The sequence below is a fragment of the Bacteroides sp. AF29-11 genome (assembly GCF_003602895.1).
Lineage (GTDB): Bacteria > Bacteroidota > Bacteroidia > Bacteroidales > Bacteroidaceae > Bacteroides > Bacteroides uniformis.
This window is the reverse complement of record NZ_QTLY01000001.1, coordinates 485,171-510,998: the sequence shown is the minus strand read 5'-3', so window position 1 is coordinate 510,998 and position 25,828 is coordinate 485,171. Positions and strand designations below refer to the sequence as shown.

The window sequence follows — 25,828 nt, the reverse complement described above, 5'->3', positions numbered from 1 at the left end:
TTCGGGTGTTTGTGGTGTGGAGATGTGGAAAAAATCCACAGTAGGTATTCTACAATTTCCCTCTCTTCCTTTGAAGTCTTGTTGTCGACCCTTATTGGTAGCCTTGTTCATCGGAGGTATGCTCTATCACTACAATAAAATCTGGTGCAGTTGCAGTGGTTGCATTTTCTTTTCAGGGTGGGAGTGTTTTTGACCTTTATCCGGGAAGGATTACTCGAACGAAAGAGCTATCAGCCTGCGGTTTGTGAGATTGATATTAAGCCAGTATAAATCAGAGAATCACTTTCAAAATGTGACTACTATGGTTACTGTGGCAAATATAGTTATTCTTGATGGAAGAACTGCATGTTTGGCGTAATAAGTATCTATGTTTGGGAGAGAAAGGATAGGGAGGTACTCTTACTTTTAGGAAATTAATATCATGTTTGCACCTTATTTGTTTCGTGCAAACATGATATTAATAAATCTTAGTGGTTTATTTTACTTCCCACGTATCATTCGTCATCAATAACTCCTCGAAGTTGTGATACTTCTTCTTGGCAGACACCTCTTCGATTTGTTCATGAACAGCATCGTCGTAAGTAGGAGCTTCCACATCGCGGATAACACCGAGTGCAATCGGGAAGTCGGGACCTTCCATCAGGGCAAGCTTCAGTTGCAGGGTGTTGTCCATGCAGTGGGCATCGTGGATGAGGATATCCTTCTCTGTAATGCCGTTCTCACCGAGTTTCACGACTTTTAGACCAAAGCCTTCCTGCATCAGTCCGTATTCGTTGTTCTCGCCGAAGAGCATCGGTTCGCCGTGTTTCAAGTAGATGGCATTCTTGGCGCGGTCTTCCTTTTTGGCTACGGAGTCATGCGTACCGTTATTGAAGATAACGCAGTTTTGCAGAATCTCGCAAACGGAAGCCCCTTTGTGAGCCATGGCTGCCTTCAATATTTCCACTGTCCCCGGAGCATCGGTAGCTACCGCGCGGGCAAAGAAACGGCCGCGGGCACCGAAGCAAAGCTCTGCCGGGTGGAATGGATCTTCTACCGTACCATAGGGAGACGACTTGCTGACGAAACCACGTGGAGAGGTCGGAGAATATTGACCTTTGGTCAGACCGTAGATGCGGTTGTTCAGCAGAATCATGTTCAGGTCGATGTTACGGCGTACGGCGTGGATGAAGTGGTTACCGCCGATGGCCAGACCGTCACCGTCGCCGGAGATTTGCCATACCGTCAGGTTGGGATTGGCAACCTTGGCACCTGTAGAGATGGCGGCAGCACGTCCGTGGATGGTCTGCATCGCATACGTATTCATGTAATAGGGCAGACGGCTGGAGCAGCCGATACCTGAGATGACGGCATTCTCCCAAGGAGCTTTGCCGATTTCTGCCATTGCTTTGTGCAGTGAAGCCAGAAAGAAGTGGTCACCACAACCCGGACACCAACGGGGTTGTCCTTTTTTATAGTCTTTTGCTGTATATTCGCACATAATCTTTTTTAATTGAGTTGATAATTGATAGTTGATAATTGGTGGCTGGTCATTGATAATCCGCATATTACGCATGGTTATTATCAATTGTCAACTGTCAATTATCAATTAATTTATTGAACGCTGCGACCAGCTCGGCAACGACGAACGGTTGTCCTTTGACTTCGTTGAACTGGTACGGGGTGAAGTTGTCTATCTTCATACGTAGATAACCTGCAAATTGTCCGAGATTCTGTTCGGCAACTACCACCTTCTTGTACTTCTTCAGAACGGTTTCCGTGTTCTTAGGGAGCGGATTCAGATAAGTGAAGTGGGCGAGGGCAACCTTCTTGCCTGCCTTGTTCATCTCTTCCATGGCCGAATACAAGTGGCCGTATGTACCGCCGAAACCGACAATCAGCAAATCGGCATCATCTGCACAGCCTTGCACTTCTACATCAGGTACGGGGATTTTGGCAACCTTCTCGGCACGCAGGTGGCACATCAAGTCATGGTTTTCGGGATCGGTGGAGATGGCACCGGTATTGCTGTCTTTCTCCAGACCGCCGAGGATGTGCATATAGCCTTCTTGTCCGGGGATGGCCCAATAGCGGACACCTGTTTCGGGATTGCGTTTGTACGGAGTATAGTTGTCCTTCATTTCGGAAGTCACGTAGGGAGGGGTGATGGCGGGATAGTCTGCCAGTTTGGGCAGCTTCCAGGCGCCGGAGCCATTGGCAACAAAGCCGTCGGTCAGCAATACGACCGGGGTCATGTGCTCCAGTGCAATTTTGCTTGCCATGTAGGCTGCGTCGAAACAGCTTGTGGGTGAAGAGGCGGCGATGACGGGCATTGGGCTTTCACCGTTGCGGCCGAACAATGCCTGCAACAAGTCTGTCTGCTCTGACTTGGTGGGCAGACCGGTAGAAGGACCGCCACGTTGCACGTCGAGCACAACCAGCGGAAGTTCTGTAATGACTGCCAGGTTCATAGCTTCCGATTTCAGGCAGACACCGGGACCGGAAGTGGAGGTCACAGCCAGCGCACCTGCAAAAGCGGCGCCGATAGAAGTGGCGCAACCGGAAATCTCGTCTTCGCATTGCACGGTCATCACGCCCAGAGACTTGTGCTTGGAGAGTTCGTGCAGTACATCGGTTGCCGGAGTAATGGGATAGGAGCCGAGGAACAGCTTCAAGCCAGCCTTTTCAGCTGCGGCGATGAAACCGTAAGCAGTTGCTTTGTTCCCCGTGATATCCATGTATCTGCCGGGAACGGTAGTCTTACTTTCAATCTTATATGTATGGGCTACGGAAGCATGGGTGTTGTGTCCGTAGTCATATCCTGCATGGATGACCTTGATATTTGCCCCGGCAATTTCGGGCTTTTTGGCGAATTTCTCGCGGATGAAATCTTCGGCTATTTTCAGATCGCGGTTGAACAGCCAGCATACCAGGCCTACTGCAAACATATTGCGGCATTTCAGCATGGACTTGTTGTCCATTCCGGTGTCGGCAAGGCAGTCTTTCACCATCTTCGAGATGGGGGCGGCGATGACATCCTGCTTAATACCCATTTCCTCTATCGGATTATCGGTCTTGAAAGCGGCCTTTTCCAAGTCTGACTTCTGGAAAGCATCTGTATCGATGATGATACAAGCAGTGGATTTAGCAAACTTATATTGGGTTTTCAGTGCGGCGGCGTTCATCGCTACCAATACGTCGCATTTGTCACCTGGGGTATAGACTTTCTCTGCACCGATATGTACCTGAAAACCGGAAACACCGGTGAGTGAGCCTTGCGGGGCGCGGATATCTGCCGGATAGTCGGGGAATGTACTGATATCATTGCCCACGGTAGCCGAAACTGTTGAAAAGATGTTGCCGGCGAGCTGCATACCATCGCCGGAATCTCCGGAGAAGCGGACTACCACTTGCTCCAGTTCTTTGACCATCATGTCGTTTGCCATAACTTACGAATTACTATAGATTATTTGAGGATTACTATTCCGTTTACATAGGCAGCAAATTTCGGAAAGTTAATCGGATTAACAAAACTTTTTTCGGAAAATCGGCAGAATACATTATCTTTGCATCCGTAATCAGCTTGCGTCGTGTAAAAATAGTGTAGAAGTTCTATAAATATTCTACATATTCCGCTGATTATCAGTTGAGGCTCTGTAGTTCAACGGATAGAACAAGAATTTCCTAAATTTTAGATAGGGGTTCGATTCCCCTCGGAGCTACTTTTCAAGCCCGTCTCCATTAAGGTGGCGGGCTTTTTGTTGCTTGTTGAATTCGGCTATTATTTCTTCCTTTTTTGTTTTTCTACGAAAAAACAAGAAATCAATCGTTCTGTGTTGAGTTGAAAAATATGGGATTTAAAATTGCGTGATTCTTGTCGTTACTTTTCGGAACTGCTCTTTATAACCGGCTAGGTTATAGCAAACCGGAATGGTACTGTTGCCGACACGGTATATGCCGAATTTGAAGTAATATCCTTCTTCGTCATTGCGGCCAATCAGTATCTCCTCATTGTTTACGATATGTTCTTTCACTTCCTTTTCTGATTGACGGTAGGACATGGTTACGTCAAGAAGTCCGGGTTTAAGAATGGTTTCTTTTTCTTTTCCATATTCGGTCCAGTCTATATTTACCTGAAAAGTTATCCAGCAATCTTTGGGGAAATTCTCGAATGGCATTTTATATGCTATTGTCGAGGTTTTGAAGGTAGAGGTGACTGGATGCATGATTTCTGCCTTGTCAGGATTGGCATTACAGCGGTCGGTCTTGTCCGTCAGCCATTTGCGGTCCGAATTGGCTTTGATGTAGAAATAACCTTGTGAAAAGCCGAAGGCAAGCGGGGGATAACCGCCTTGTTCTATCAGCCAACCGTTCGGTTTCCCTGCTCTGTAGAGGGTATCTCCTTGGGCGTTGATTTTGATAATTTTATCATATGCCGTATTTTTCTTGAAAATCATTCGCCTCTCCAGTTCCAGAAACTCCTTGGTACTGAGTCTCATTACTTTGCCATCAGGGTCGGACACAAGTGTACGGCTTGGCATGCCGTGCCATTGGGCAAAGATGGTAGATACGTTTTTGTCAAGGGTATGTGGAATGTAAACAGAGAATGTGTAGCTCATGGATGAACCTTGCGGGCAACTTCCCTTGCCATAATGATAGACGGTCTTCATCTTTTGAGCATTGGGATATTCATCTGCCGGATAGTTTTTGAAATCGTCGGATACGGCATAGCAATAGCATAGTTCGGCGCGACCTTTGGTTTCTCCTTTAGAGTAGCCTTCCAGAGTGTTGTCATCTTGTTTCAGCTCAAAACGGTAAGAAGGCTGTCCTTGAAAGGGACGGGAGTAGTCCAGTTGTATGGCATGGGACTTATTGGTACCTACGGCCACCCAACAGCCGTCGACAATCTGTCGGATACGAGCAGAGTCGGCCTGTACATTCACACGTTCCTTGATGGGAGTTAATTCCGGCCATTCCATTATTTCGGGCAAACCTTTTCTTGATTTCACTCCATAGAAGTTGGATTGGGATTTGTTTTTTGCCCGGATAAGGCGTAGTTTGCATTTTGTTGATTTGTCAGGGGCCAGCGTTACGCTTTCTCCGGTTTTCAGGTCCAGTTCATAGGTCTCATTACCCAGCGGTTTGATGGAGACGGTACGTCCTGCAGATAGCTGATGGACGGCATCCCATCCGGATAACTGTATACGGCAAGGTTGTCCTTTTTCACTGGTCAGGCTGACCCATTCGGTTCTTCCGTCTTGGCGTTGAGCCGAGACGGTAAATCCTCCTTCCGCCCTGAGGGCATGGAAAGCACAATCTTTCCAATGGTCTGGCACAGCCGGGAAGATACGTATAGTCTCATCCCAGCTTTGTATAAGCAGCTCAGTAAGGGAGGCCGCAGCACTTAATGGGGTTTCTATTACCGGATTCTTGCCTTGACTTTCCACATAGAATGTATTGGGTAGCAGAATGCTGATTCCGATTGGTTTGTTGATGAAATGTGCCAAGCGTTCGTAAGCCTTGTTACCGTTACCCAAATAGGCATATAGAGAAGCTGCTCCGGTATAGGAATATCCTGCTAATCCTTTCCCATCTTCTAAAGACAACCAGTGTTCGATGGATTTCTCCAGGAGTTTACGGTTCTCTGGTACATCGGGATGTAAAAGTCGGAAAGGGTAGAAGGCCAATAGGTGCGAATAATGGCGGTGGGACTTCTCCAGCGGTTTGTTGGCGGCAATCATCAGACCGTTTTCATTGGTGGGATATGGAGCCAGTCGTGTCAGGATTTCTTTCCAGCGTGCATAGTCGGGATGAGTGCTTGAAGTTCTGTCATGACATGCTATCAATGTTTGGAGCAACCAGCTCAGTGAAGCTAATCCGTAATTGCTGTCATTGTATTTTTGGAACCCTTCATATTCGGGAGACTCAATATGGGTGAGATGCCATGTGTTTTCTTTATAACACAGTATTTTATCGAATACGGCAAATGCGTCCAGTGCTTTTGGAACTACTTGTTGTTTGATATCTTGCCAGTCAGCACCGGCATATCGCAGGTACATATAATAGTTTTGCAATGCCCAGGTGTAGTCACCTATCTTGCATGGTTCAATAGAACGGACAAGTGAAGGAAACACTTCATCCATCAGTCGCTGGAAGTTTTTGCCTTGTTCCATCCTATTGGCTGGTCCTATGGGCATATAAGTCAGTTGTATATTTAGGTTCCACCAGAAACTGGGCCATGGGCTCAGTTTGAAGAAAGTGCCCATTACGTCCATTGCCGGGCCATCCGGATGAGAACAAGTGGCAAGTTTGTACATCTGTATGAAATAAAAGTTCTCCAGTTTTTTGTCCGGAATGGAAAGGAAAGAACGTTCGTGGTAGGCGTTCCACCATTGGCGTGTCTTTTGTTTCAATAATTTAGTACCTGTAATCTGTGCTGCTTCTACGGTTTTGATGGCTTTGGCAAGAGAAAGGGATGAAGCCGGTACTTCATTGGCTGTAGATATGTACAATACGGAGCGTGATTTTCCGTCCGGCACTTCTTTCCAGTAGGTTGCATAGTCTCCTCCTGCCAACAAGGATTGTACCCAACTACCTTCTTTGTCTTTTTGGTTGACGACAGGTACGGGGTTGTCCTTGTATTTCAATTTTTCCTTCAAATGGGGAAATACTCTTATGCGGGGAGAGCATGGATTCCCGGGAATCCCCTTCCAACGGTAAGGGATTCCGGAGGAAACTTCCACGATATTCACTTCTTCGGGTTGGGGAGTATAGGCGTGGAAAGTCAAGTCACCTTTGTCAGTTTTTAGGTGTCCGGTCAGTTCGGCATTGTAAATGTCGAGATAAAAAGTGCCTGAAAGTATCTTCCCTTCAGGGAATAATAACATTTTACCGATATCAAGCCTGCAAAAATCCACCATTTTATCTGCCTCTTCCGTGCCGATGGAGGTTTTTCGGTAGGGAGCTTTCCTATGATCTGTGACATCGGGACGTCCCAGATGGAAAACTAATGCATTGAGTGTGGAATCGGCATATACCATCATGCCGACCAATCCATTACCTAAAAAAGCACCTTCATTCCATTGCATGGGTAATTGTTCCCATATCAAGGCATGTTGGCGCATATACTTTTCCATGTCCGGAGACGAAGTTCCGGACATGGAAGTACATATGAAAAACAATAAAATTACGATTTTGATTGTAGTACGCATAAATTTCTTCTTTTAGTTGGGTAGGGGTATCATTGCCCTACGGCCGTAGTTAAGTTTCAAACCTTTTTTATAAGCTTCAGGACCATGCAAGTCTTGGATATCCATTTCGCCCAAGTTCACGAGAATCCCCCGTGCCATGAGTCCGGCATCTTCGTTTTCAAGGCGTGGCAGGGTTTCTGCGGCTTCTCTCAGTTCCGGCAGGAAAGGACGGATACAGTCACGCATATCAGGATCTAAAGATAAGCATTCTAGTGAAGAGTACCCTATTTTTCTGTATTTTTCTTCTGTGGGAATAATTAGGCGGGCAACGCTTTCTTGACTTTTACCCAGATAGGCTGCGGCATAGGCGGCTTCGGAAGCGATGTAGGGATTACTGTCTTGGAGGAGTGCCAACAAGGCTTGCGGACAAGAAGATATTTGCTTTTCTCTGGCAAGTTTGGCATATCCTACTACTCCCCAGAATCTCATTTCGGATAGCGGATTGGTAATTGCTTCTTCTAACATGGGCAGAGAGGCGGTGGTTGCTGTTCCAGCTGTTTCAACAAGAGTATAAAGTTCGTTCAGAGGATATTTCTCCTTGCGCACTTTGTCGTAAAGAATATGACCGGTGCGTGAAGTGGGAAGGAAGAACCCCAAATCACCGGTGACACGAATATGGTCAGATAGTGCTTGGCGCATTTTGGACAAGATTTCTGCATATTCGGGAGTACCGGATAAGTCGTGCAGTTCATCCGGATCTTTTTCAAGGTCAAACAGCATTTCTGCCGGATGGGCTTCGAAAGTCAGTTTCCAGTTAGGGTTGGTATTATGCCCTTCCAATACTAGTTTATCCCATGCTTTGTTGGAAGGCATTCCCCATTGATAATAATTGCGCAGGGCAAACTGACGATAGGGGATATAACTACGGATATATTTGAAACGCCCATCGGTAACGGCGCGTACCGGCATGAAATGATGCAATTGATTGGCTGCTAATGCAAATTGCATCTGGCGTTTTTCTTTGTTTGCAAACTTGCCGTAAAGTGCTTTGCCCTGCATCTGTTTGGGTGGTTTTACCCCTGCAAGACTAAGTACGGTAGGCCCTAAATCCGTGAAGTTGACCAAGCTGTACTCTTTGCCTGAAGCCTGCTTGGCCAGGTGTTGCCATTTGGGCGGGAAATAGACAATCAGAGGTACTTTTAGACCGCTTTCGTACAAATATCCTTTACCACGGGGTATACAACCGCCGTGGTCACTGAAGAAAAATATAATTGTATTTTCATCCAAGCCTTTCTCTTTTAGGTCTTTCAGGAAGAATCCCAGCCAGGTATCCACGTCTTGTACTGCTTCTAAATGACCGGCATAGTCGGAACGTACTTCCGGCAAGTCGGGAACATAAGCAGGCAATGAAAGCAGTGCCGGGTATATGCCTTCCCGTGTGTAATCTCTGCGTCCGTCTGTATGGAAAGTTCGGATGCGTCCCATGTGTGAGGTTACCGTGTTGAATACAGCGAAAAAGGGTTGGTTCTTTTTTCGTTTGGGACTATTGTATGAGGCTTTGTTGCTACATTCGTCCCAACATATTTTATTGTCAGTGGTAGAGTTGTAGTGTGTCTTGCTGTTGTTTGTACAGTAATATCCGGCTTCGCGTAATTTCTGTGGAAAGAAGATGTCAGCAGGTGTATCGTAGGGCACAGGATGGATGTCCATGCCGTAAGTGCTTGAATAGCATCCGGTAATCAGTGAAGAACGGGCAGCCGAGCTCTGGGGAGCTACGGACCATGCGTTCATAAACTGTATGCCGCGGGCGGCAAGGCTGTCCGCATTGGGAGTATGTACTCCTCTGTTGCCGTAGCAACCGAATTCGTATGCACTAGTATCTTCAAAGGTGAGCCAAAGAATATTGGGCTTTTCGTTTTTTGTGTCTGCCGCCTTTGTCTGTGTGGAATACAATCCGCAGAAGGCAGTACACATTAATAAAGGTAGGTGTCTCATAAGGCATTAAGAATTAAGAACATTTGTTTCCCGCAGCTAAAGTAGTCCGTTTGTGTTTAACCGAGACTTCCTTATGTTTAAAAGTGTACCAATATTGTTTTGGCAAGTGAGTTTTCAACAATATTAGCATTGATTCAACAATATTACAAGAGGTTTAAACGCCCATTGGCATGATATTGAATAAAAAGAGAGTGAAATACTGATAACAAAGGACTAACTTTGAGCATTAAAATCTAACCATGAAAGAGATATGAAAAACATGTTGTTTATGATGGTGCTGTTTTGTGTATCATCTTTGGCAGGACAAGCACGGAATGTAAATGCGAACTCTTTTGATGATTCATTGCGTAGTGAAGCGGATAAGCTGTTGACGGAATGGATGGATGCTTTTCTGGCTTATCAGTACACTTGTTCCGATTCCGCACTTGATGGAGGAGTCTTGTGCCCTGCATGTGCCCGTATGCATGGACGTATAGGTGATGCCGTACTTCCTTTGATGTATTTGGCAGAAAAGACCGGGAACCAAAAATATTTGCTCGGAGCCAAGCGCTTGATGGCGTGGATGGAGAATGTACACCGTCCGGACGGGTCATGGATGAACGATGTACATGTATCGGATTGGAACGGTACGACGGTATTTGCAGCGATTGCTCTTTATGAAGCTTTGCATTATCACGGACATCTATTGGATGATTCAACCCATCATCATTGGAAACAGCGATTGGTAGAGGCTGGTGAGTTTATGATGAACAATCCTTTCATTTATAGCCGAAGGCGAGAAGGCATGAGAAATATGAATGTAAACTATTCTGCTTCGGCAACCTATGCACTATACGCTATCGGTGAGATGTGCAATCGGCCTGAATTTAAGAAGGAAGCCGGAGAGATAGCTCGCGGATTAAAAGAATATTTTACCGCGAATGACTGTTTCTTGTATGGCGAGGGACCTAATATCGCCTCAGAAACTCTAAACGGTTGCCGTCCGGTAGATTTGCTTTATAATGTAGAAGAATCACTGCCTAATATGGCATATTATGCAGTGATGGCAAACGACATGGAACTATTTTCGCTTGTGGAACGTTCTATGGAAACTCATCTTGAGTTTATGTTACCCGATGGCGCTTGGGACAACAGTTGGGGAACACGAAGCTTTAAATGGACTTATTGGGGCGGGCGTACCAGTGATGGCTTTATGGGAGGTTATTATCTGATGGCTGCTGCCCGTCATCCGGAATGTCTGGAAGCCATTCGCCGCAATATCCGTTTATTGAGTAAGGCTACTCATGGTGGACTTCTTTATGGAGGAATGCATTATTTTGCATCCGGTGTTTCTCCTTGTATTCATCATACATTTGGGCATGCCAAGGCGTTGGCTTCTTTTTTGGAACTGCCTCCTGTGAAAATGACTTCTTTGGAAAAGCTTCCCCGTGACTCCGTTTACGGAGTGAAGCATTTTAAGGATATTCGTACGTGGCTTTTATCCCAAGGAGATTGGCGTGCCACATTTACCGGATATGATGCCGAATATAAAGTGAAAGGGACTCATCCAATGGGAGGTGCCCTTTCGTTGTTGTGGCATGCTCAGGCAGGACCTATATTTGCTGCGACTATGAACCAGTATAAACTGATTGAAGCTCCCAATATGCAGGACAATGTCCGTAAATATCTGATGGGAGGTACCCCCCGGGTTGAATTGACTCAGGATGGAGTTGCATATAGTAATCTGGACGATTTGAATACGGACATTACTTGTTTTATAGAAAACGGGTTCTGCCGATTCAATGTAAATTCTCATTTGGTTGATATCAATCAACAGTCTCCAAAGCAGGGAGAAGTACTGGTAGAGGTGAACTATGCATTTTCAGAACAAGGAGTGAGCATAAGCGTGGAACGTTGCAATGACTCGGCTTACCTTGTGTTGCCAGTTATCGCGTCGCCCAAAGAAGAGGTGAGGATAAGTACGCGAGAAGCTTCCATAAAAAAAAATAAGGGGATATTGTACATCACTTGCGAAGCAGGATATATAGATGTAGCACCGACAGATAGTGATGGACGAATCTTTAATCCGGTTCCAGGATTCTCTTTTGTACCTTTGCGAATAATACCGGAAAGTATTGGCAAGAAAATACAGATTAATATTTACTTTTGCTAATGTATTTTATTTATTTGCCTCATAATAGATTACAAACATGAAAATACAGCAATATTTGTTAGTGCTTTTAGAAGTATTATTCCCCTACATGTTGAATGCCGATATCACTGAAGATATTCACTTTTCCCATATTGGTTTGGAGGAAGGATTGTCGCATAGTACGATTTTTGCGATTAATCAGGATAAGGGAGGGAATTTATGGTTTGCGACGTATGATGGTGTGAATAAATATGATGGTTACAACTTTACTGTATATCGCCATCAATATACCCATCCCAATAGTATTGCCAGCGATATATCCCGTTGCATCACAATGGATGATTCAGACCGGATTTGGATAGGAACTCGTGAGGGGTTGTCTCTTTACAATCATTATAAAGATGAATTTTCCAATTATTATTATAAGAGAAATGGCTTGAACGTAGCTGTGACCAGTATTATCCCGATAAAAAAAGATTGGTTGATGTTGGGTACTGCCGAAGGCATTCTGCTTTTTGATGTAAAGAAAGAGTGTTTCCTTTCGGATACATTATCCTCTTCTTTGCATGGATTGCAGCCGGCAGCTTTGGTACGTCAGGATGATTGTATCTATATAGGTACTGAGGAAGGTGTATATATTTATACTTTGTCAAACGGTATTTTGGAGAAACTGGTGGATATGCCTGCCGGCATCCGGGTTCATGCCATTCTGTGCCAGATGTTTAATAGAATATGGCTGGCTACGGAGGGAGATGGACTTTATCTGTACGACATGAAGACAAAGGAGCTGAAGAATTATCGTTATGAAGATGGGAAATCAGGATTGAACTCAAACTATGTGCGTTCTTTAGCACTGGATACAGAGAATCGCCTATGGGTGGGAACCTATGGTGGATTGAATATCTACAAGGAGGGATCAGACTGTTTCTCGTCCATTAAAAGCTCTGAGATTCAGGAAGGAAGTTTATCGCAGAATTCGGTCCGGAGTATTTTCAGAGATTCGCAGGGTGGCATGTGGCTGGGTACTTACTGGGGAGGGCTGAATTATTATCATCCTTTGTGTAACCGTTTCCAGCGTATCAAACATGTCCCGTTCTTGAACTCACTCAGTAATAATGTGGTCAGTTGCATTGTTGAGGATAACAAGCATAATTTGTGGATTGGCACGAGCGATGGCGGTTTGAATTACTATGATAATGCCTCTCAGCTATATAAGAATTATCTATTCAATTCGGGCAATCTGGATGTACCTTTCAAGGATATCAAGACGGTGTATGTAGATGAGGTACAAGATAGAATATATGTGGGGGCACATGCCGGAGGAATGATGGTTTTGCATCGTAAATCCGGTTACATAGAATATTATAATCGTCACAATAGCAATTTGCCGAGCAATAATATCTATTCTATCATTTCAGACGGGTATGGGGGGCTTTGGGTGGCATCGCTGGAATATTTATTGCATTTTGATATAGATAAACGCAACTTTACGATTGTTGATGTAGATGAGGACGGGCACAAATTGCAGCAATACAATCGCTTGTTGTTTTGTGACTCAAAGAAACGTATATGGGCTGGGGGAGAAATGGGAATTTCTGTTTTTAACCAGGTAGGTACCTCTTTGCTCCCTAATACGGATTTTCAGATAGCTTCTGTGTTGAAGCAAGCGTTTGTGAATTGTTTTTATGAAACATCTTCCGGATATCTGTGGATTGGAACACGTAACGGATTGTTTGCTTTGAAAGAGAGTGATAAGCAGTTCCTGCAATATACCACAGAAAACGGTCTGCCGAGTAATGTTATTTATGGAATTCTGGAAGATGCTTACGGGCGTTTATGGATAAGTACGAATCAAGGGTTGAGTTGCCTGAATCCGGAGAGTGGGAAGTTTCGTAATTTCACGATTATGGACGGATTACAAGGCAACCAGTTTAATGCTGGGGCTTATTGTCGAAAAGACAATGGCTACATGTTGTTTGGTGGAGTCAACGGCATTACTTCATTCCGTCCTGAAACGTTGATTGATAATCCTTATGCTCCCAAACCTGTAATCAATAAATTATTTGTTCATAATAAGGAGGTATTACCGGATGATGAAACCGGAATCTTAAAGGAAAGTATTACATACGTGAATCGTATAACTTTATCTTCATCTCAGAATTCATTCGCCATTTCTTTTGTCGTTTCCAATTATATAGCGGGTAAACATAATACATTTACCTACAAACTGGAGGGATATGATAATGTATGGTATAAGCAGAATGATATCAGCCTTGTTTCTTACTCCAATTTACCGGCAGGGGATTACACTTTTTGTATAAAAGCAGCAAACAATGATGGTAAATGGAATGAGGAACCCGCCATACTTCATATACATATATTGCCGGTTTGGTATTCTACTTGGTGGGCGCTTTCCTTGTTTGCTTTGTCGTTTGCTTTGTTGGTGTTCGGTATCGTACGCTTCTTCTGGCTACGCAAGAGTATGCAGGCTGAAATACGAATGGAACGGCTTGATAAAGAAAAGCGGGAAGAGATAAGCCAGATGAAAATCCGTTTTTATGTTAATATCTCGCACGAGTTACGGACTCCGTTGACTTTGATTGTTGCGCCCTTGCAGGAATTACTTGATCGTATCAGTGGGCATTGGGAGCATGAACGGTTGCTTTATGTGCAGCGGAATACCAACCGTCTCTTGCATTTGGTTAATCAGTTAATGGATTTCCGGCGTGCTGAGTTAGGGATATTTGAACTCAGGGCTGTGTATTCCAATGCTTATAAGCGGATATTGAACTGTTTTATGAATTATGAAAGTTTGTCTAAAAGGAAGGATATAGACTATAACTTCTATACAGAGTTGCAAGATAAAAATGTTCTTTTCGATGAGAACTATCTGGATTTAATTGCAAATAATCTGCTTTCGAATGCCTTTAAATATACCGAAGTCGGCGAAAGTATCACTGTGAAACTTTACATAGAAGGTGACAATCTTGTCTTGCAAGTGATAGATACAGGCATTGGCATCCCATTGGAGAAGCAGGAAAAGATTTTTGAACGTTTTTATCAGGTGGAAAATGGACGTGCAGGGAGTGGTATCGGGCTCTCATTGGTTCAACGTCTGGTGGAATTACATCATGGGCGGATTATTCTACAGAGTGAAGTTGGTAAAGGTTCTACTTTTACGATTTATCTGCCGCAGGATGAATCCGTATATACGCAAGAAGAGTTGCTTGGAGGAAGTGGGAATGAAGGAGAACAACGTGTATATTCCACCAATGCAAATGACATTTATATCGGTGATGACGAAAAGTTGGGGGAAGAGGATAGTACGGATGAAGTAAACGGTAAACGTGGTACTATCTTGGTCGTAGAGGACAATAGGGAACTGAGACGGTACTTGGTGAACGGTCTGTCTGCGCTGTTTGATATGTTGGAAACGGAGAATGGGCAAAAAGCGCTGGATATTCTGAAAGACAAGGATGTAGATTTGATTATAACAGATGTCATGATGCCTATAATGGATGGCGTTAGGTTATGCAAGTTAGTGAAACAGAATCTACGTACTTGCCATATTCCGGTTTATATGTTGTCTGCCAAAGTAGATATCAAGTATCAGTTGGAAGGTTTACAGGTAGGAGCCGATGATTACATTGCCAAACCGTTCTCTATGGAAGTGTTGAGAACCAAGATTCTGAATATGCTGCGTACACGTTATCGTATATTCGAGCGATATTCCAATATGACGGAAATAAAACCGGAAAAGCTTACGAACAATACGATGGATGAGGAACTGTTGCGGAAGGCTATTGCTGTTGTTGAGAAAAATATGGATAATGTGGAATTTTCTACAGAACAGTTCGCGCGTGAGATGAATATGAGCCGTTCGAATCTTCATTTGAAATTAAAGGCGATAACGGGAAAATCTGCTATTGATTTTATACATAAGATACGGTTTAACCGAGCATGTCAGTTATTGAAAGAAGGAAAGTATACCGTTTCAGAAATCAGTTTTATGGTGGGCTATAACACTCCTTCTTATTTTGCGGCACGTTTCAAGAAGTATATCGGTTGTTTGCCTACAGAATATGGAAAGAAATGATATTAGTTACTTGGTTATGAAGGCATGTGTAATTGGGGCGTTAATAATTATCTCATGTTTATCAGTTTCGTGTGGGCAAACCTCTTTATGCCAGCTATCTGTATTTAAGAACAGTAGCATCCTTAGCGGAAGGGATACTGTAGAAATGTTTACATTGGTAAATGCGAACGGAATGTCTGTTCAAGTGACGAATTATGCCGCTTCGCTGACGGACGTCTTTGTTCCTGACAGACAAGGGCGTTTTGAACACGTGGTTTTAGGATTTGACAGTCTGGAATGTTATCTGGGAAGACATCCAAAATTGGGAGCTACGGTAGGAAGATTTGCCAATAGAATTAAAAATGCGGAATTCTGTTTGAATGGGCAGACTTATCACCTGGAAAAGAATAATAATGGGCATTCTATCCATGGTGGAACAAACGGCTTTAGTCATCGGATCTTTAAAACGGATACATTTTATGTTGTAAAAGATACAGCTATTGTGGTTTTTAAATATAGCAGTATTCATCTGGAAGAAGGATTTCCCGGTAATCTGGAACTTTCAATGGCTTACAAACTGACTAATCATAATGAGATTGTTCTGGAATATACAGCTACTACGGATAAGCCTACGGTAGTTAATTTTACAAATCATAGTTATTTTAATCTAACAGGTTGCACCAGAAACGTGTTGAATCATATTTATAGGATTTATGCGGATTCCATAACTCCTACAGATTCCATGGGTATCCCTACCGGAGAGTTAATGCCTGTGGTGGGTACTGTATATGATTATACTTCTCCACAATCGGTGGAAAAAAGAGTACAGAAAATGGGAAAAGGATATGATGTGAATTATAGACTGGATAAATACCCAGGTTCGTTAGAGTTGGCAGCTATCGTAGTGGAACCTATATCCGGTAGAGTGTTGAAAGCATACACTACTGAACCGGGAATGCAATTTTATATTCCAAATTCAAATATGGATTATCTTATTGGTCATGGTGAAAAGAAATATGGCAGATATTATGGATTTTGTCTTGAAATGCAGCATTTCCCCGATGCTCCCAATAATCCTCAATTTCCTGCTACAAGTTTGTTGCCGGGAGAAATATATCGGCAGGTCACTATTTATAAATTTGAAACAATATCAGAATAATATATTTAATCAACTAAAGTTTACTAATTATGAAAAAGAAAACATGGAAAAGATGTGTATGTATGATTGGAGTAGTTCTTTTTGCGGTAACGGGTTTGAATGCCAATAATAGAGTGCCTGATAGTCCTATTAAGAAAACAAGAAGCAATACTTTTATTATAGAGAAAGAAAAAGCGTGGGAGCCGGCAGGTGAAGGTGTGGCCAGACAGATTATGGGCTATGATGGGCAAGTAATGTTGGTTAAAGTCAAATTTGAGAAAGGGGCTATAGGAACTCCTCACACGCATTACCACACGCAAACGACTTATGTGGCAAGTGGTAAATTTGAGTTTACAGTGGGTGATGAAAAGAAGATTGTAGAAGTGGGAGACGGTATTTATATTGAACCGGATATTTTGCACGGCTGCGTTTGTCTGGAACCCGGGGTTTTGATTGACTGTTTTGCTCCGATGCGAGCTGATTTTTTGAAATAAGCCTTGAAAAGATGCTTTGTACAATTTGTTTTTCGTGTAATACAAGTTGATAAAGCTACTGTTTAATCGGTTGATTTCCCTTTTGTGGTAATCTGTGAAGTTGTTTTTGCACAAAAATAGTGTGTAGTGAACAATATTAGTATGGAAAAAGTGTAAAAGTAAAAGCAACAAAAACAATACTTTTGCACTTTTTTTAGTGCTTGTCGTATGTTTGTCATCAGAAAAATTCTAAAGTTAAACCTTAGATTATTTATTATGTACAAATTAAAAGAATTGTTTTTAATGTTTATCCTCGCTTTTGTCAGTTTGGTTGCATACGCACAAAGTTTGACAGTAACCGGTAAGGTGATTGATAGTGAAGGATATGAAGTGATTGGAGGTAGTGTAACTATTAAAGGTGTTGCCGGTGTTGGAACAGTTACCGACGTAAATGGTAACTATACTCTGAAAGTGAATGATGCATCCAAAGATGTATTGGTTTTCTCGTATGTAGGTATGACTCCGCAAGAAGTGAAAGTCAATAACCGAAGTGTAATCAATGTGACTCTACAGGCTGATGCCGTATTACTGGAAGACGTTGTGGTAATTGGTTATGCAGCCGTTCCTCGTAGAGATTTGACCGGTTCGGTAACCTCTGTTAGCAGCAAAGAACTTTCTAAAGTGCCAGTAAGTGATGTTACACAAGCCTTGACCGGACGCATGGCAGGTGTGATGGTGCAGCAGAGTGAAGGTACTCCGGGTGCTTCCATTTCCGTGCGTGTGCGTGGAGGTATCTCTATCACACAAAGTAACGAACCTCTTTACATTATCGACGGCTTTCCCAGTGAAGACGGTATGTCTACCCTCGACCCCGCTGAAATTGAAACCATTGACGTGTTGAAGGATGCTTCGGCCACTGCCATCTATGGTGCTCGTGGTGCCAATGGTGTAGTTGTAATCACTACGAAGAATGGTAGTAAATCAGGTGGCAAGGCTACAGTGACTTTTGACAGTTATGTCGGTGTCAAAAAGATTGCAAACAAATTGGATGTACTTAATGCCGGTGAATTTGCCAGATTGGATTACGAACGTACATTGTGGAGAATGGGTACAGGAGATTCCGGTGCGGATGGTATGACCAAATGGGAAGAGAGATACGGTAAGTTCAGCGATCTCGCTTCCATATATAATGGTCGCAAGGGTATCGACTGGCAAGATGAAACCTTGGGTCGTAATGCTATTACTCAAAACTATCGTGTAGGTGTATCCGGAAAGACGGAGAAGATGAATTACAGTCTGGCTTACTCATACTACAACGAAGAAGGTGCTATGGTATACAGCGGTAGTAAAAAGCATAACATCTCATTCAACATGAATCATGAGATAAACAAATGGTTAACGGTAAATTCACGTATCAGTTACGACCAGATGCGTGTGGAAGGCATGGGTACATCAGAAGGTGGTGACCGCTTCAACAAGATGCAGCACATCTTGCAGTATCGTCCTACAGTAGGTATTATGGGGGTAGATGAAGATTTATTATACGGCGAAGATCCTCTGTTGGCAGATGATAATGGCAACGTTATGCAGAATCCGCTGATTTCGGCAGCAGAAGAGCTCAACGATAGGGAATGGCGTACTTTCCAGGCCAATGGTGGCGCTACCATTAAGCTGCTGAAAGGACTATCTTTCCGTAGTACGGTAGGTATGCGCTATCAGACTCGTCGTAATGATGTATTCTATGGTGATGAATCTATTACAGGTAAGCGTTCCAGTATTCAAGGTTCAATTACTAATTTGGAAAATAGCAGTTTTCAGACTTCCAATGTTTTGACCTATTCTTGGAAAAACAAAATTCATGACTTTACAGTCATTGCCGGACATGAATATGTGGAAAGATGGTCACGCAGCTTTTCTGCAAGTGCCAGTCAGTTCCCGAATGATGAAATAGGTTTGGGAGACCTCTCACTGGGTGTTCCGGGTGTTCCCACTTCCAGTGAAAACTACGATGACAAACTGCTTTCCTTCTTTGGACGTATAAACTACAACCTGATGGATAAATATCTTTTTACTGCTTCGGTCCGTGCTGACGGTTCTTCCAAGTTCGGTAAGAACAACAAGTGGGGGTATTTTCCGGCTTTCTCGGCTGCATGGCGTTTAGGCGAAGAAGAATTTATCAAGGATTTGGGAATCTTCTCCGACTTAAAATTCCGCATCGGTTATGGGCTTGCGGGTAACAATCGTATTGGCAGTTATCAAAGTCTTGCTCTTATGAATTCTGTTACTGCTGCCAATGGCAACGGTGCACAAGCTGGCTATGCTTCCCGTCAGGTGCCGAATCCCGATTTGAAATGGGAGGCAAATAAGACATTCAACATAGGAATTGATTTTGGTTTCTTGAACCAGCGTATCACATTCTCGCCGGAATTCTACATCAATCGCAGTAGCAACCTGCTGCTGAACGCCAAACTGCCTAACTCTTCCGGTTATACTAGTATGGTTATCAATGCAGGCGAAACTCAAAATTCGGGTGTGGATTTGACTATCAATACGGCAAATATCGTATCCAAAGATTTTACTTGGAACACTTCGGTTACTTTCTCCCACAACAAGAACAAGGTTAAGAAACTGACAGGTGAAGATGTACAGTTGTATCTGGCCAACTTTGGTTATAGCGGTGCGGGGGCATCCCATCAGATTGGAGTAAATCAACCGTTGGGACAATTCTACGGTTATGTGACTGACGGATTGTATCAGGTGGAAGACTTTAATTACGATGCTGCAACCAAAACTTATACATTGAAGGACGGTGTACCTTATCATGGCGACAAGAAGAATATCCAACCAGGTTACTGGAAATTTAAGAACGTGGACGGTAGTGAAGACAACCAAATTACTGAAAGCGATAAGACCATTATTGGTAATGCCTTGCCTGATTTCTATGGCGGTATCAACAATACTTTCAATTGGAAGGATTTCGACTTGAGCATCTTCTTTACTTACAGCTATGGTGCGGAAGTATTGAATGCTACCAAATTGACCAATACCAAGACTGCCCTTACTAATAAAAACGTTCTGTCGGTAGCCGATGAGGCTCATCGTTGGGTGACTATTAATGCCAATGGTGAACTGATTACGAATCCTGAAGAACTGGCAGCAGTGAACCGGGGAAAAACAATCGCTCATTTCGGTGATAACGGTTCCAACAACACCTACATTCATTCTTGGGCCATTGAAGATGCTTCTTATTTGAAATTGAGTAATATCACTTTAGGGTATACTTTCCCCAAGAAAGTGATAAATAAAATCGGCCTGACCAAATTGCGTTTGTATGCAACGGGCAATAATTTGTTTACATGGACTCCTTATACCGGTTTCGATCCGGAAGTATCTACCATGAGTAGCGCATTGACTCCCGGTGTCGATTTCGGTGCTTACCCCAGAAGCCGCTCTTTCGTATTTGGTGTGAACGTAGCATTTTAATTAGAATTAAAAAAGGGAATAATAAGATGAAAAACAAAATGATATATGCGCTTGGCGCAATGATGCTTGTAGGGGTTACTTCTTGTGACCTGACTGAAAAGCCCAGCTCATTCTACGAGAAAGATACTTATTTCGTGACAGAAGGAAAAGCCCAGATGGCTGTAGTCGGAATCTATGACTGTCTTGAAACTACAGACTATTATGGACAAAATATCATGCCGTTCTTTGGGTCGGACGATATGTTCATGGTGCGTGGAACCGGTTCGGACGGAACTCGCCGTGACATATCCCACTATCTGTACAATGCTTCTAATACTTGGATTGCCAGTGTATGGAGATGTGCTTACCAAGCTCTCGACCGTGCCAATGTGGCTATTGCCAGCATTGAGGCCATGTCGGGTTTCGCAGAAAACAGAAACCTGCAGGAAATTGACGGGCAAGCTCGATTCCTCCGTGCCTACATAGCTTTCGACCTGGTGAAATTCTTTGGTGATGTACCGTTCAGCACGGAATATACGAATGGTTTTGCTAATACATCCAAACCTCGTACCGACCGTGAGCTGATTTATGACCAAATCATCGAAGATTTGAACTATGCAAAAACATATTTGAAATCAGGTCGTGAAGTGGCTTCTTCTGAAATACCTTGTAGCGGTGCTGCCCGTACTTTACTGATGCGTGTCTATTTGCAACGCGCTGGTTATAGCCTGAACCGTTCATCGCGTCAATTGACCCGTCCGGATGATACTGCCCGAAAGGGATATTTTGAAGCGGTGATTAAAGAATGGGAAGCTCTAAAGGCTGAAGGCTATCATGATTTTTATGCAGGTGGTTATGAGCAACTGTTTAAGAACTATTCTCAGCTGATATTGGACAATCAGGAATCTCTTTGGGAAATTGCTTTCGAACCCAACCAAGGTTTGAAGGACAATGCCGGTGTGTGGGCAACTTACAACGGGCCACTTGTAGATGCTCCGGGAAGTTATCCCGGCACAAGCAGTTATATGGGACGTGCCAATGCTTTCTTTGTGGTATTACCATATTGGAAGTCTTTCTATGAGTCAAATGAGGATGGAAGCATAAAGGATATACGTCGTGACGTGAATTTCGTGGACTATGCTATCAAGTGGAATAAAAATAAAGAAACTCAGGAAAAATCGCATACTTCTGCCGATATCAACAAAAATCTGAACAGATATCCGGGCAAATGGCGCAGAGAATGGATGGCTCCGGGTTTTGTGGATCCCAACAATACAGGCGTCAATTATGCTCCGTTGCGTTATGCCGATGCTGTTCTGATGGCAGCTGAAGCTTATAACGAAATCGGCAACACAACCGAAGCATGGAAATTATTGAATGACGTCCGTGTACGTGCCGGTGCTACTCCTATAAGTACAGCCAATTATTCAAGCTTGTTGAAGGCTCCGAAATTGTATGATTTGCCATTTATTCCGGATGGTGATGATGCCGGCAGATTCCGTACAGCATTGTATTGGGAACGTGCTTTTGAACTTTGCTACGAGGGTCAACGTAAATATGATCTATTGCGCTGGGGTATTCTGGAAGCATCTTTAAAAGCTGCTCAGAACTATATGGAATCATGGATTCCGGGACCAGATGAATATATAACGGATGCTGCACGTAAAGATTGGAATCCGGTGAAATGGGCTAAGTCCAATTACGTAGCAGGCCACAATTTTACCACAGGCAAGCATGAACTTTACCCCATTCCATTGGCCGAAATCCAATCGAACGCGGCTTTGAATGGAGAAAACAATCCGGGATTTGAGTAATTTCATTTTCTGGGTATGAACTGACAATGGATGGAGAAAGTATAAACATCTTACTGTTTCTCCATCCTTGTATGTAAGGATGATAATTTGAGCAGATATAACCTATAGAATATGCATATATTTATGAAGAAATTTTTATTATTTTGTTACGCAGTTGCTACATTGCAGGGATTCTCTGGCTGTTCACCCAGTCAACCAAAGGAAGATTACGGCTGGTTGAAAAACGCGATAGACACTTCTGTGCAACAACTGGAAGAAACAGTGGCGGATGTAGGGGATTCAGTCTTGTTGCCCCGTTCCATCTGGACGGGATACGATATGGATTTTCTCTGTAGCCAGTTACAAAGAGAGCCTGTAACTTTTAAAGACTCCTTGCGGATGAAACCTGTGAAAGATGCCTTGGGAAGCCGTAGATATTGCAGTTCCATCTATGATTGGACAAGCGGTTTTTTCCCCGGAAACTTGTGGTACGCATATCAGTTGACTGGTATAGAAGACTTGAAAAAAGATGCGGTGAAATTTACGAATTACCTATATCCGTTGAAAGATTATAAAGGTACACACGATATCGGATTCATGGTGAATTGCAGTTATGGTAATGCGCACCGTCTGTCTCCTGCCGACACTATCCGTCAGATATTGGTACAGACTGCTGATAATTTGTGCGGTCGTTTCGACTCGAACATAGGCTGTATCCGTTCCTGGGATTTTGGGAAGTGGAATTTCCCTGTGATTATTGATAATATGATGAATCTGGACTTATTGTTTTACGTCAATCATCTTACGAATGATTCCAAGTATAAAGAAGTCGCATTGAGACATGCTGAGACAACAATGAAAAACCACTTTAGAAACGATCATTCGTCCTACCATGTAGTAAGCTACAATAGCGATGGCAGCGTAGAAATGAAATGTACGCATCAGGGGAAAAATGATGATTCCTCATGGGCGCGCGGACAAGCTTGGGGAGTATATGGATATACATCCTGTTATCGTGAGTCGAAAGATGCAGCCTTCTTACAGCAAGCCCAAAATATCGCGGCATTAATCATGGAACGTGTAAAGACTGACGATGCGATTCCTTTGTGGGACTACGATGCCCCGAACACACCGGAGACGCCTCGTGATGCATCTGCCGCCTCTATCACAGCTTCTGCCCTGATAGAGCTCAGTACTCTTGTAGAGGACGGACAAGTCTATTTTGATTACGCCGAGAAACTGCTCAAGTCTCTCTCTTCCGATGCTTACTTGGCAAAAGTCGGCACCAACCAGGGATTTATTCTGATGCACTCTACAGGTTCATTGCCTAATGGTTCTGAAATTGATACACCTATCAATTATGCCGATTATTATTATCTGGAGGCTTTAGTCCGATATATGCAAGTAAAAGGAATTGATTATAAATCGCTATAAACGAAATTAATATACCATGAAGATAACAAAGTATATTCTTAGCTTTATTTTTCTGTTGGTTGTATTATGTGCGGAAGCACAGCAGTTGCGGAAGGAAGCTTTCGGCTTGCTGAATCTGGATTATCCGGGATTGGAGAAAGTGAAAGCCGCATATGACCGACAACAATGGGACGAGGCAGCCAAAGCCTTATTGGACTATTATCGCCAACGTACTGGCATAGGACACCCTGATATCGATATGCAGAATATCAAGATTTCCAAGGAAGAACAGAAATGGGCGGATGATGCCTTGGAACATACGTTTTTTGTGCATAAAGGCTATCAGCCTTCTTATAATTACGGCAAAGATATCAACTGGCAATATTGGCCGGTACAGGACAATGAGTTGCGTTGGCAATTGCATCGCCACAAATGGTTCACCCCAATGGGTAAGGCATATCGAATCTCTGGAGACGAGAAATATGCCAAAGAATGGGCATACCAATATATGGATTGGATTAAAAAGAATCCTCTGACAGAGGTAGAGAAAGAAGAATACGAACTGGTCAGCGCAGGCGAGGTAAAGGGAAATGCGGAAAATGTACGTTTTGCATGGCGTCCTCTGGAGGTGAGCAACCGTTTACAGGATCAAACGCTGCAATTTCTGTTGTTCGTTTCTTCGAAGGCCTTCACGCCGGAGTTCTTGACTGAATTTCTGATTAATTATCACCGGCATGCACTGCATATTCTTGGCAATTACTCGGATCAGGGTAACCACTTGTTGTTTGAAGCTCAGCGAATGGTGTATGCAGGTGCGTTTTTCCCCGAATTTAAGGAAGCAGGCGAATGGCGAAAAAGTGGGATAAGCATTTTGAACCGCGAAATTAAAAAACAAGTCTATCCGGATGGCGGTCAATATGAATTGGACCCACATTATCATCTGGCGGCAATCAACATTTTCTGCAAGGCTTTGCGCATGGCGGATGTTAATGGCTTCCGTCAAGAATTTCCCACCGGATACGTGAATACGGTCAAGAGTATGATTGAATTTTATGCCAACATTTGTTTTCCGGATTACAGCAATCCCTGTTTCAGTGATGCCAAGTTGGGAGACCGTCCGGCAGAAATCCGTAATTATCAGGATTGGCTCAAGCTATTTCCTGATTGTGAGTGGATTCGTTATTATGCCACAGAAGGTCGTGAAGGCACTCCCTTGCCCAACCTTTCTCACGGTGCGCTGACTTCCGGTTTCTTTACTTTCAGAAACGGCTGGAAACAGGATGCTACCGTAATGGTTGTAAAGGCCGGTCCCAAAGGGGAATGGCACTGCCAGCCGGACAATGGAACTTTTGAGTTTTGGTTCAATGGCCGGAATCTCTTCCCGGATAGTGGCTCCTACGTCTATGCCGGTGATGATAAAGTAATGAAACTTCGTAATTGGTTCCGCCGGACAAGTTCTCACAACACGTTGACATTGGATGGGAAAAACCTGCAAACAACCCAGTCTGTCACCAAACTATGGAAGCCCGAAGGCAATGAGCAGATTCTGGTGACTGAGAATCCGCATTATGATGGTTTGAAACACAGACGTTCTGTTTTCTTTGTAGACCAATCTTATTTTGTAATTGTAGATGAAGCCGTGGGAAACGCCCAAGGAGTAGTGAATCTGAACTACCATTTGTGTGAAGGTACTGTAAATATAGACAGAAAGAATAATATGCTGACTACAGTTTATGACGGCCCAAGCAACGTGAAACTGCAATGCTTTGCCGAGAAGAAAATTTCAATGAAAGAAAAAGAAGGCTGGCGTTCAACTGCCTATCGTTTACGAGTACCCCGTACAACTGTATCTTTTGATATAGATAAAAAGGATTCGGACGCTGTACGTTACATAACTATTCTTTATCCGTCGAAAAATACAGCTTCCTTCCCTATATTCAAAGCTAAGTTCCTGAACAAGGCATTTGACGAAAATGGGGTGAAAATAGAAATATCTGTTGGCGGAAAGAAACGTCAATTGGAATATAAACTATAATAACCCGTTGGCGGAATTAATTCATTACCGCTGCGGAATGACTGCAATGATACTTTAATGGTTTGTTGTAATATATTGAAGGTATGAATCTGCTTTGTAATATTTTGATTATCAGTACCTATTGGATGCATTGCATTCAGTATA

Annotated in this window: 12 protein-coding genes, 1 tRNA gene and 1 pseudogene; 9 read left to right on the top strand and 5 right to left on the bottom strand. The window is 43.4% G+C overall.

All coding sequences use genetic code 11. From position 1 onward, the window contains the following. Positions 1–475 precede the first annotated feature (475 nt). Positions 476–1,480, bottom strand: a complete 1,005-nt coding sequence (locus DWZ03_RS01850) for a 2-oxoacid:ferredoxin oxidoreductase subunit beta (RefSeq protein WP_005834397.1) — start codon at positions 1,478–1,480, stop codon at positions 476–478. Positions 1,481–1,577: 97 nt separating this feature from the next. Further along, the gene (locus tag DWZ03_RS01845) at positions 1,578–3,425 is read right to left on the bottom strand and encodes a 2-oxoacid:acceptor oxidoreductase subunit alpha (protein WP_005830698.1); all 1,848 of its coding nucleotides are present in this window, start codon (positions 3,423–3,425) and stop codon (positions 1,578–1,580) included. A 204-nt stretch (positions 3,426–3,629) separates the two neighbouring features. On the opposite strand from DWZ03_RS01845, the gene DWZ03_RS01840 reads away from it, so the two are divergent. Beyond that, positions 3,630–3,701: transfer RNA gene (locus DWZ03_RS01840), tRNA-Arg, on the top strand. A gap of 135 nt (positions 3,702–3,836) precedes the next feature. Here DWZ03_RS01840 and DWZ03_RS01835 read toward each other — a convergent pair. The 3 genes and pseudogenes from DWZ03_RS01835 to DWZ03_RS01830 form a co-directional block, all read right to left on the bottom strand. After that, entirely contained in the window at positions 3,837–4,958 is a 1,122-nt protein-coding gene (locus tag DWZ03_RS01835; protein WP_117589189.1) for a heparin lyase I family protein, read from the bottom strand. A gap of 120 nt (positions 4,959–5,078) precedes the next feature. Continuing rightward, positions 5,079–6,122: pseudogene (locus tag DWZ03_RS20430) on the bottom strand (glycoside hydrolase family 95-like protein); the annotation flags it as partial. A 1,080-nt stretch (positions 6,123–7,202) separates the two neighbouring features. Beyond that, entirely contained in the window at positions 7,203–9,164 is a 1,962-nt protein-coding gene (locus tag DWZ03_RS01830) for a sulfatase (protein ID WP_057088695.1), read from the bottom strand. Between the two features lie 250 nt (positions 9,165–9,414). On the opposite strand from DWZ03_RS01830, the gene DWZ03_RS01825 reads away from it, so the two are divergent. From DWZ03_RS01825 to hepC, 8 genes are all read left to right on the top strand, one after another. Further along, positions 9,415–11,316 (top strand): hypothetical protein, encoded by a 1,902-nt coding sequence (locus tag DWZ03_RS01825; RefSeq protein ID WP_120128592.1) that lies wholly within the window; start codon positions 9,415–9,417, stop codon positions 11,314–11,316. Positions 11,317–11,353: 37 nt separating this feature from the next. After that, positions 11,354–15,391 carry a two-component regulator propeller domain-containing protein gene (locus DWZ03_RS01820; protein WP_117749457.1) on the top strand — a complete coding sequence of 1,346 codons (4,038 nt, stop codon included), beginning with the start codon at positions 11,354–11,356 and terminating at the stop codon, positions 15,389–15,391. 16 nt (positions 15,392–15,407) lie between these two features. Then, a complete protein-coding gene (locus DWZ03_RS01815; protein WP_057088875.1) occupies positions 15,408–16,529 on the top strand; it encodes an aldose epimerase family protein in 1,122 nt (373 codons plus the stop codon). Between the two features lie 29 nt (positions 16,530–16,558). Next, positions 16,559–17,002 carry a cupin domain-containing protein gene (locus DWZ03_RS01810; protein ID WP_229081847.1) on the top strand — a complete coding sequence of 148 codons (444 nt, stop codon included), beginning with the start codon at positions 16,559–16,561 and terminating at the stop codon, positions 17,000–17,002. Positions 17,003–17,257: 255 nt separating this feature from the next. Continuing rightward, entirely contained in the window at positions 17,258–20,464 is a 3,207-nt protein-coding gene (locus DWZ03_RS01805) for a SusC/RagA family TonB-linked outer membrane protein (RefSeq protein WP_120128589.1), read from the top strand. A gap of 26 nt (positions 20,465–20,490) precedes the next feature. Then, positions 20,491–22,257, top strand: a complete 1,767-nt coding sequence (locus DWZ03_RS01800) for a RagB/SusD family nutrient uptake outer membrane protein (RefSeq protein WP_120128587.1) — start codon at positions 20,491–20,493, stop codon at positions 22,255–22,257. A gap of 123 nt (positions 22,258–22,380) precedes the next feature. Then, positions 22,381–23,670 (top strand): DUF4995 domain-containing protein, encoded by a 1,290-nt coding sequence (locus DWZ03_RS01795; protein WP_035447737.1) that lies wholly within the window; start codon positions 22,381–22,383, stop codon positions 23,668–23,670. Between the two features lie 16 nt (positions 23,671–23,686). Beyond that, a complete protein-coding gene (gene hepC / locus DWZ03_RS01790; RefSeq protein WP_117749459.1) occupies positions 23,687–25,684 on the top strand; it encodes a heparin-sulfate lyase HepC in 1,998 nt (665 codons plus the stop codon). Positions 25,685–25,828 lie beyond the last annotated feature (144 nt).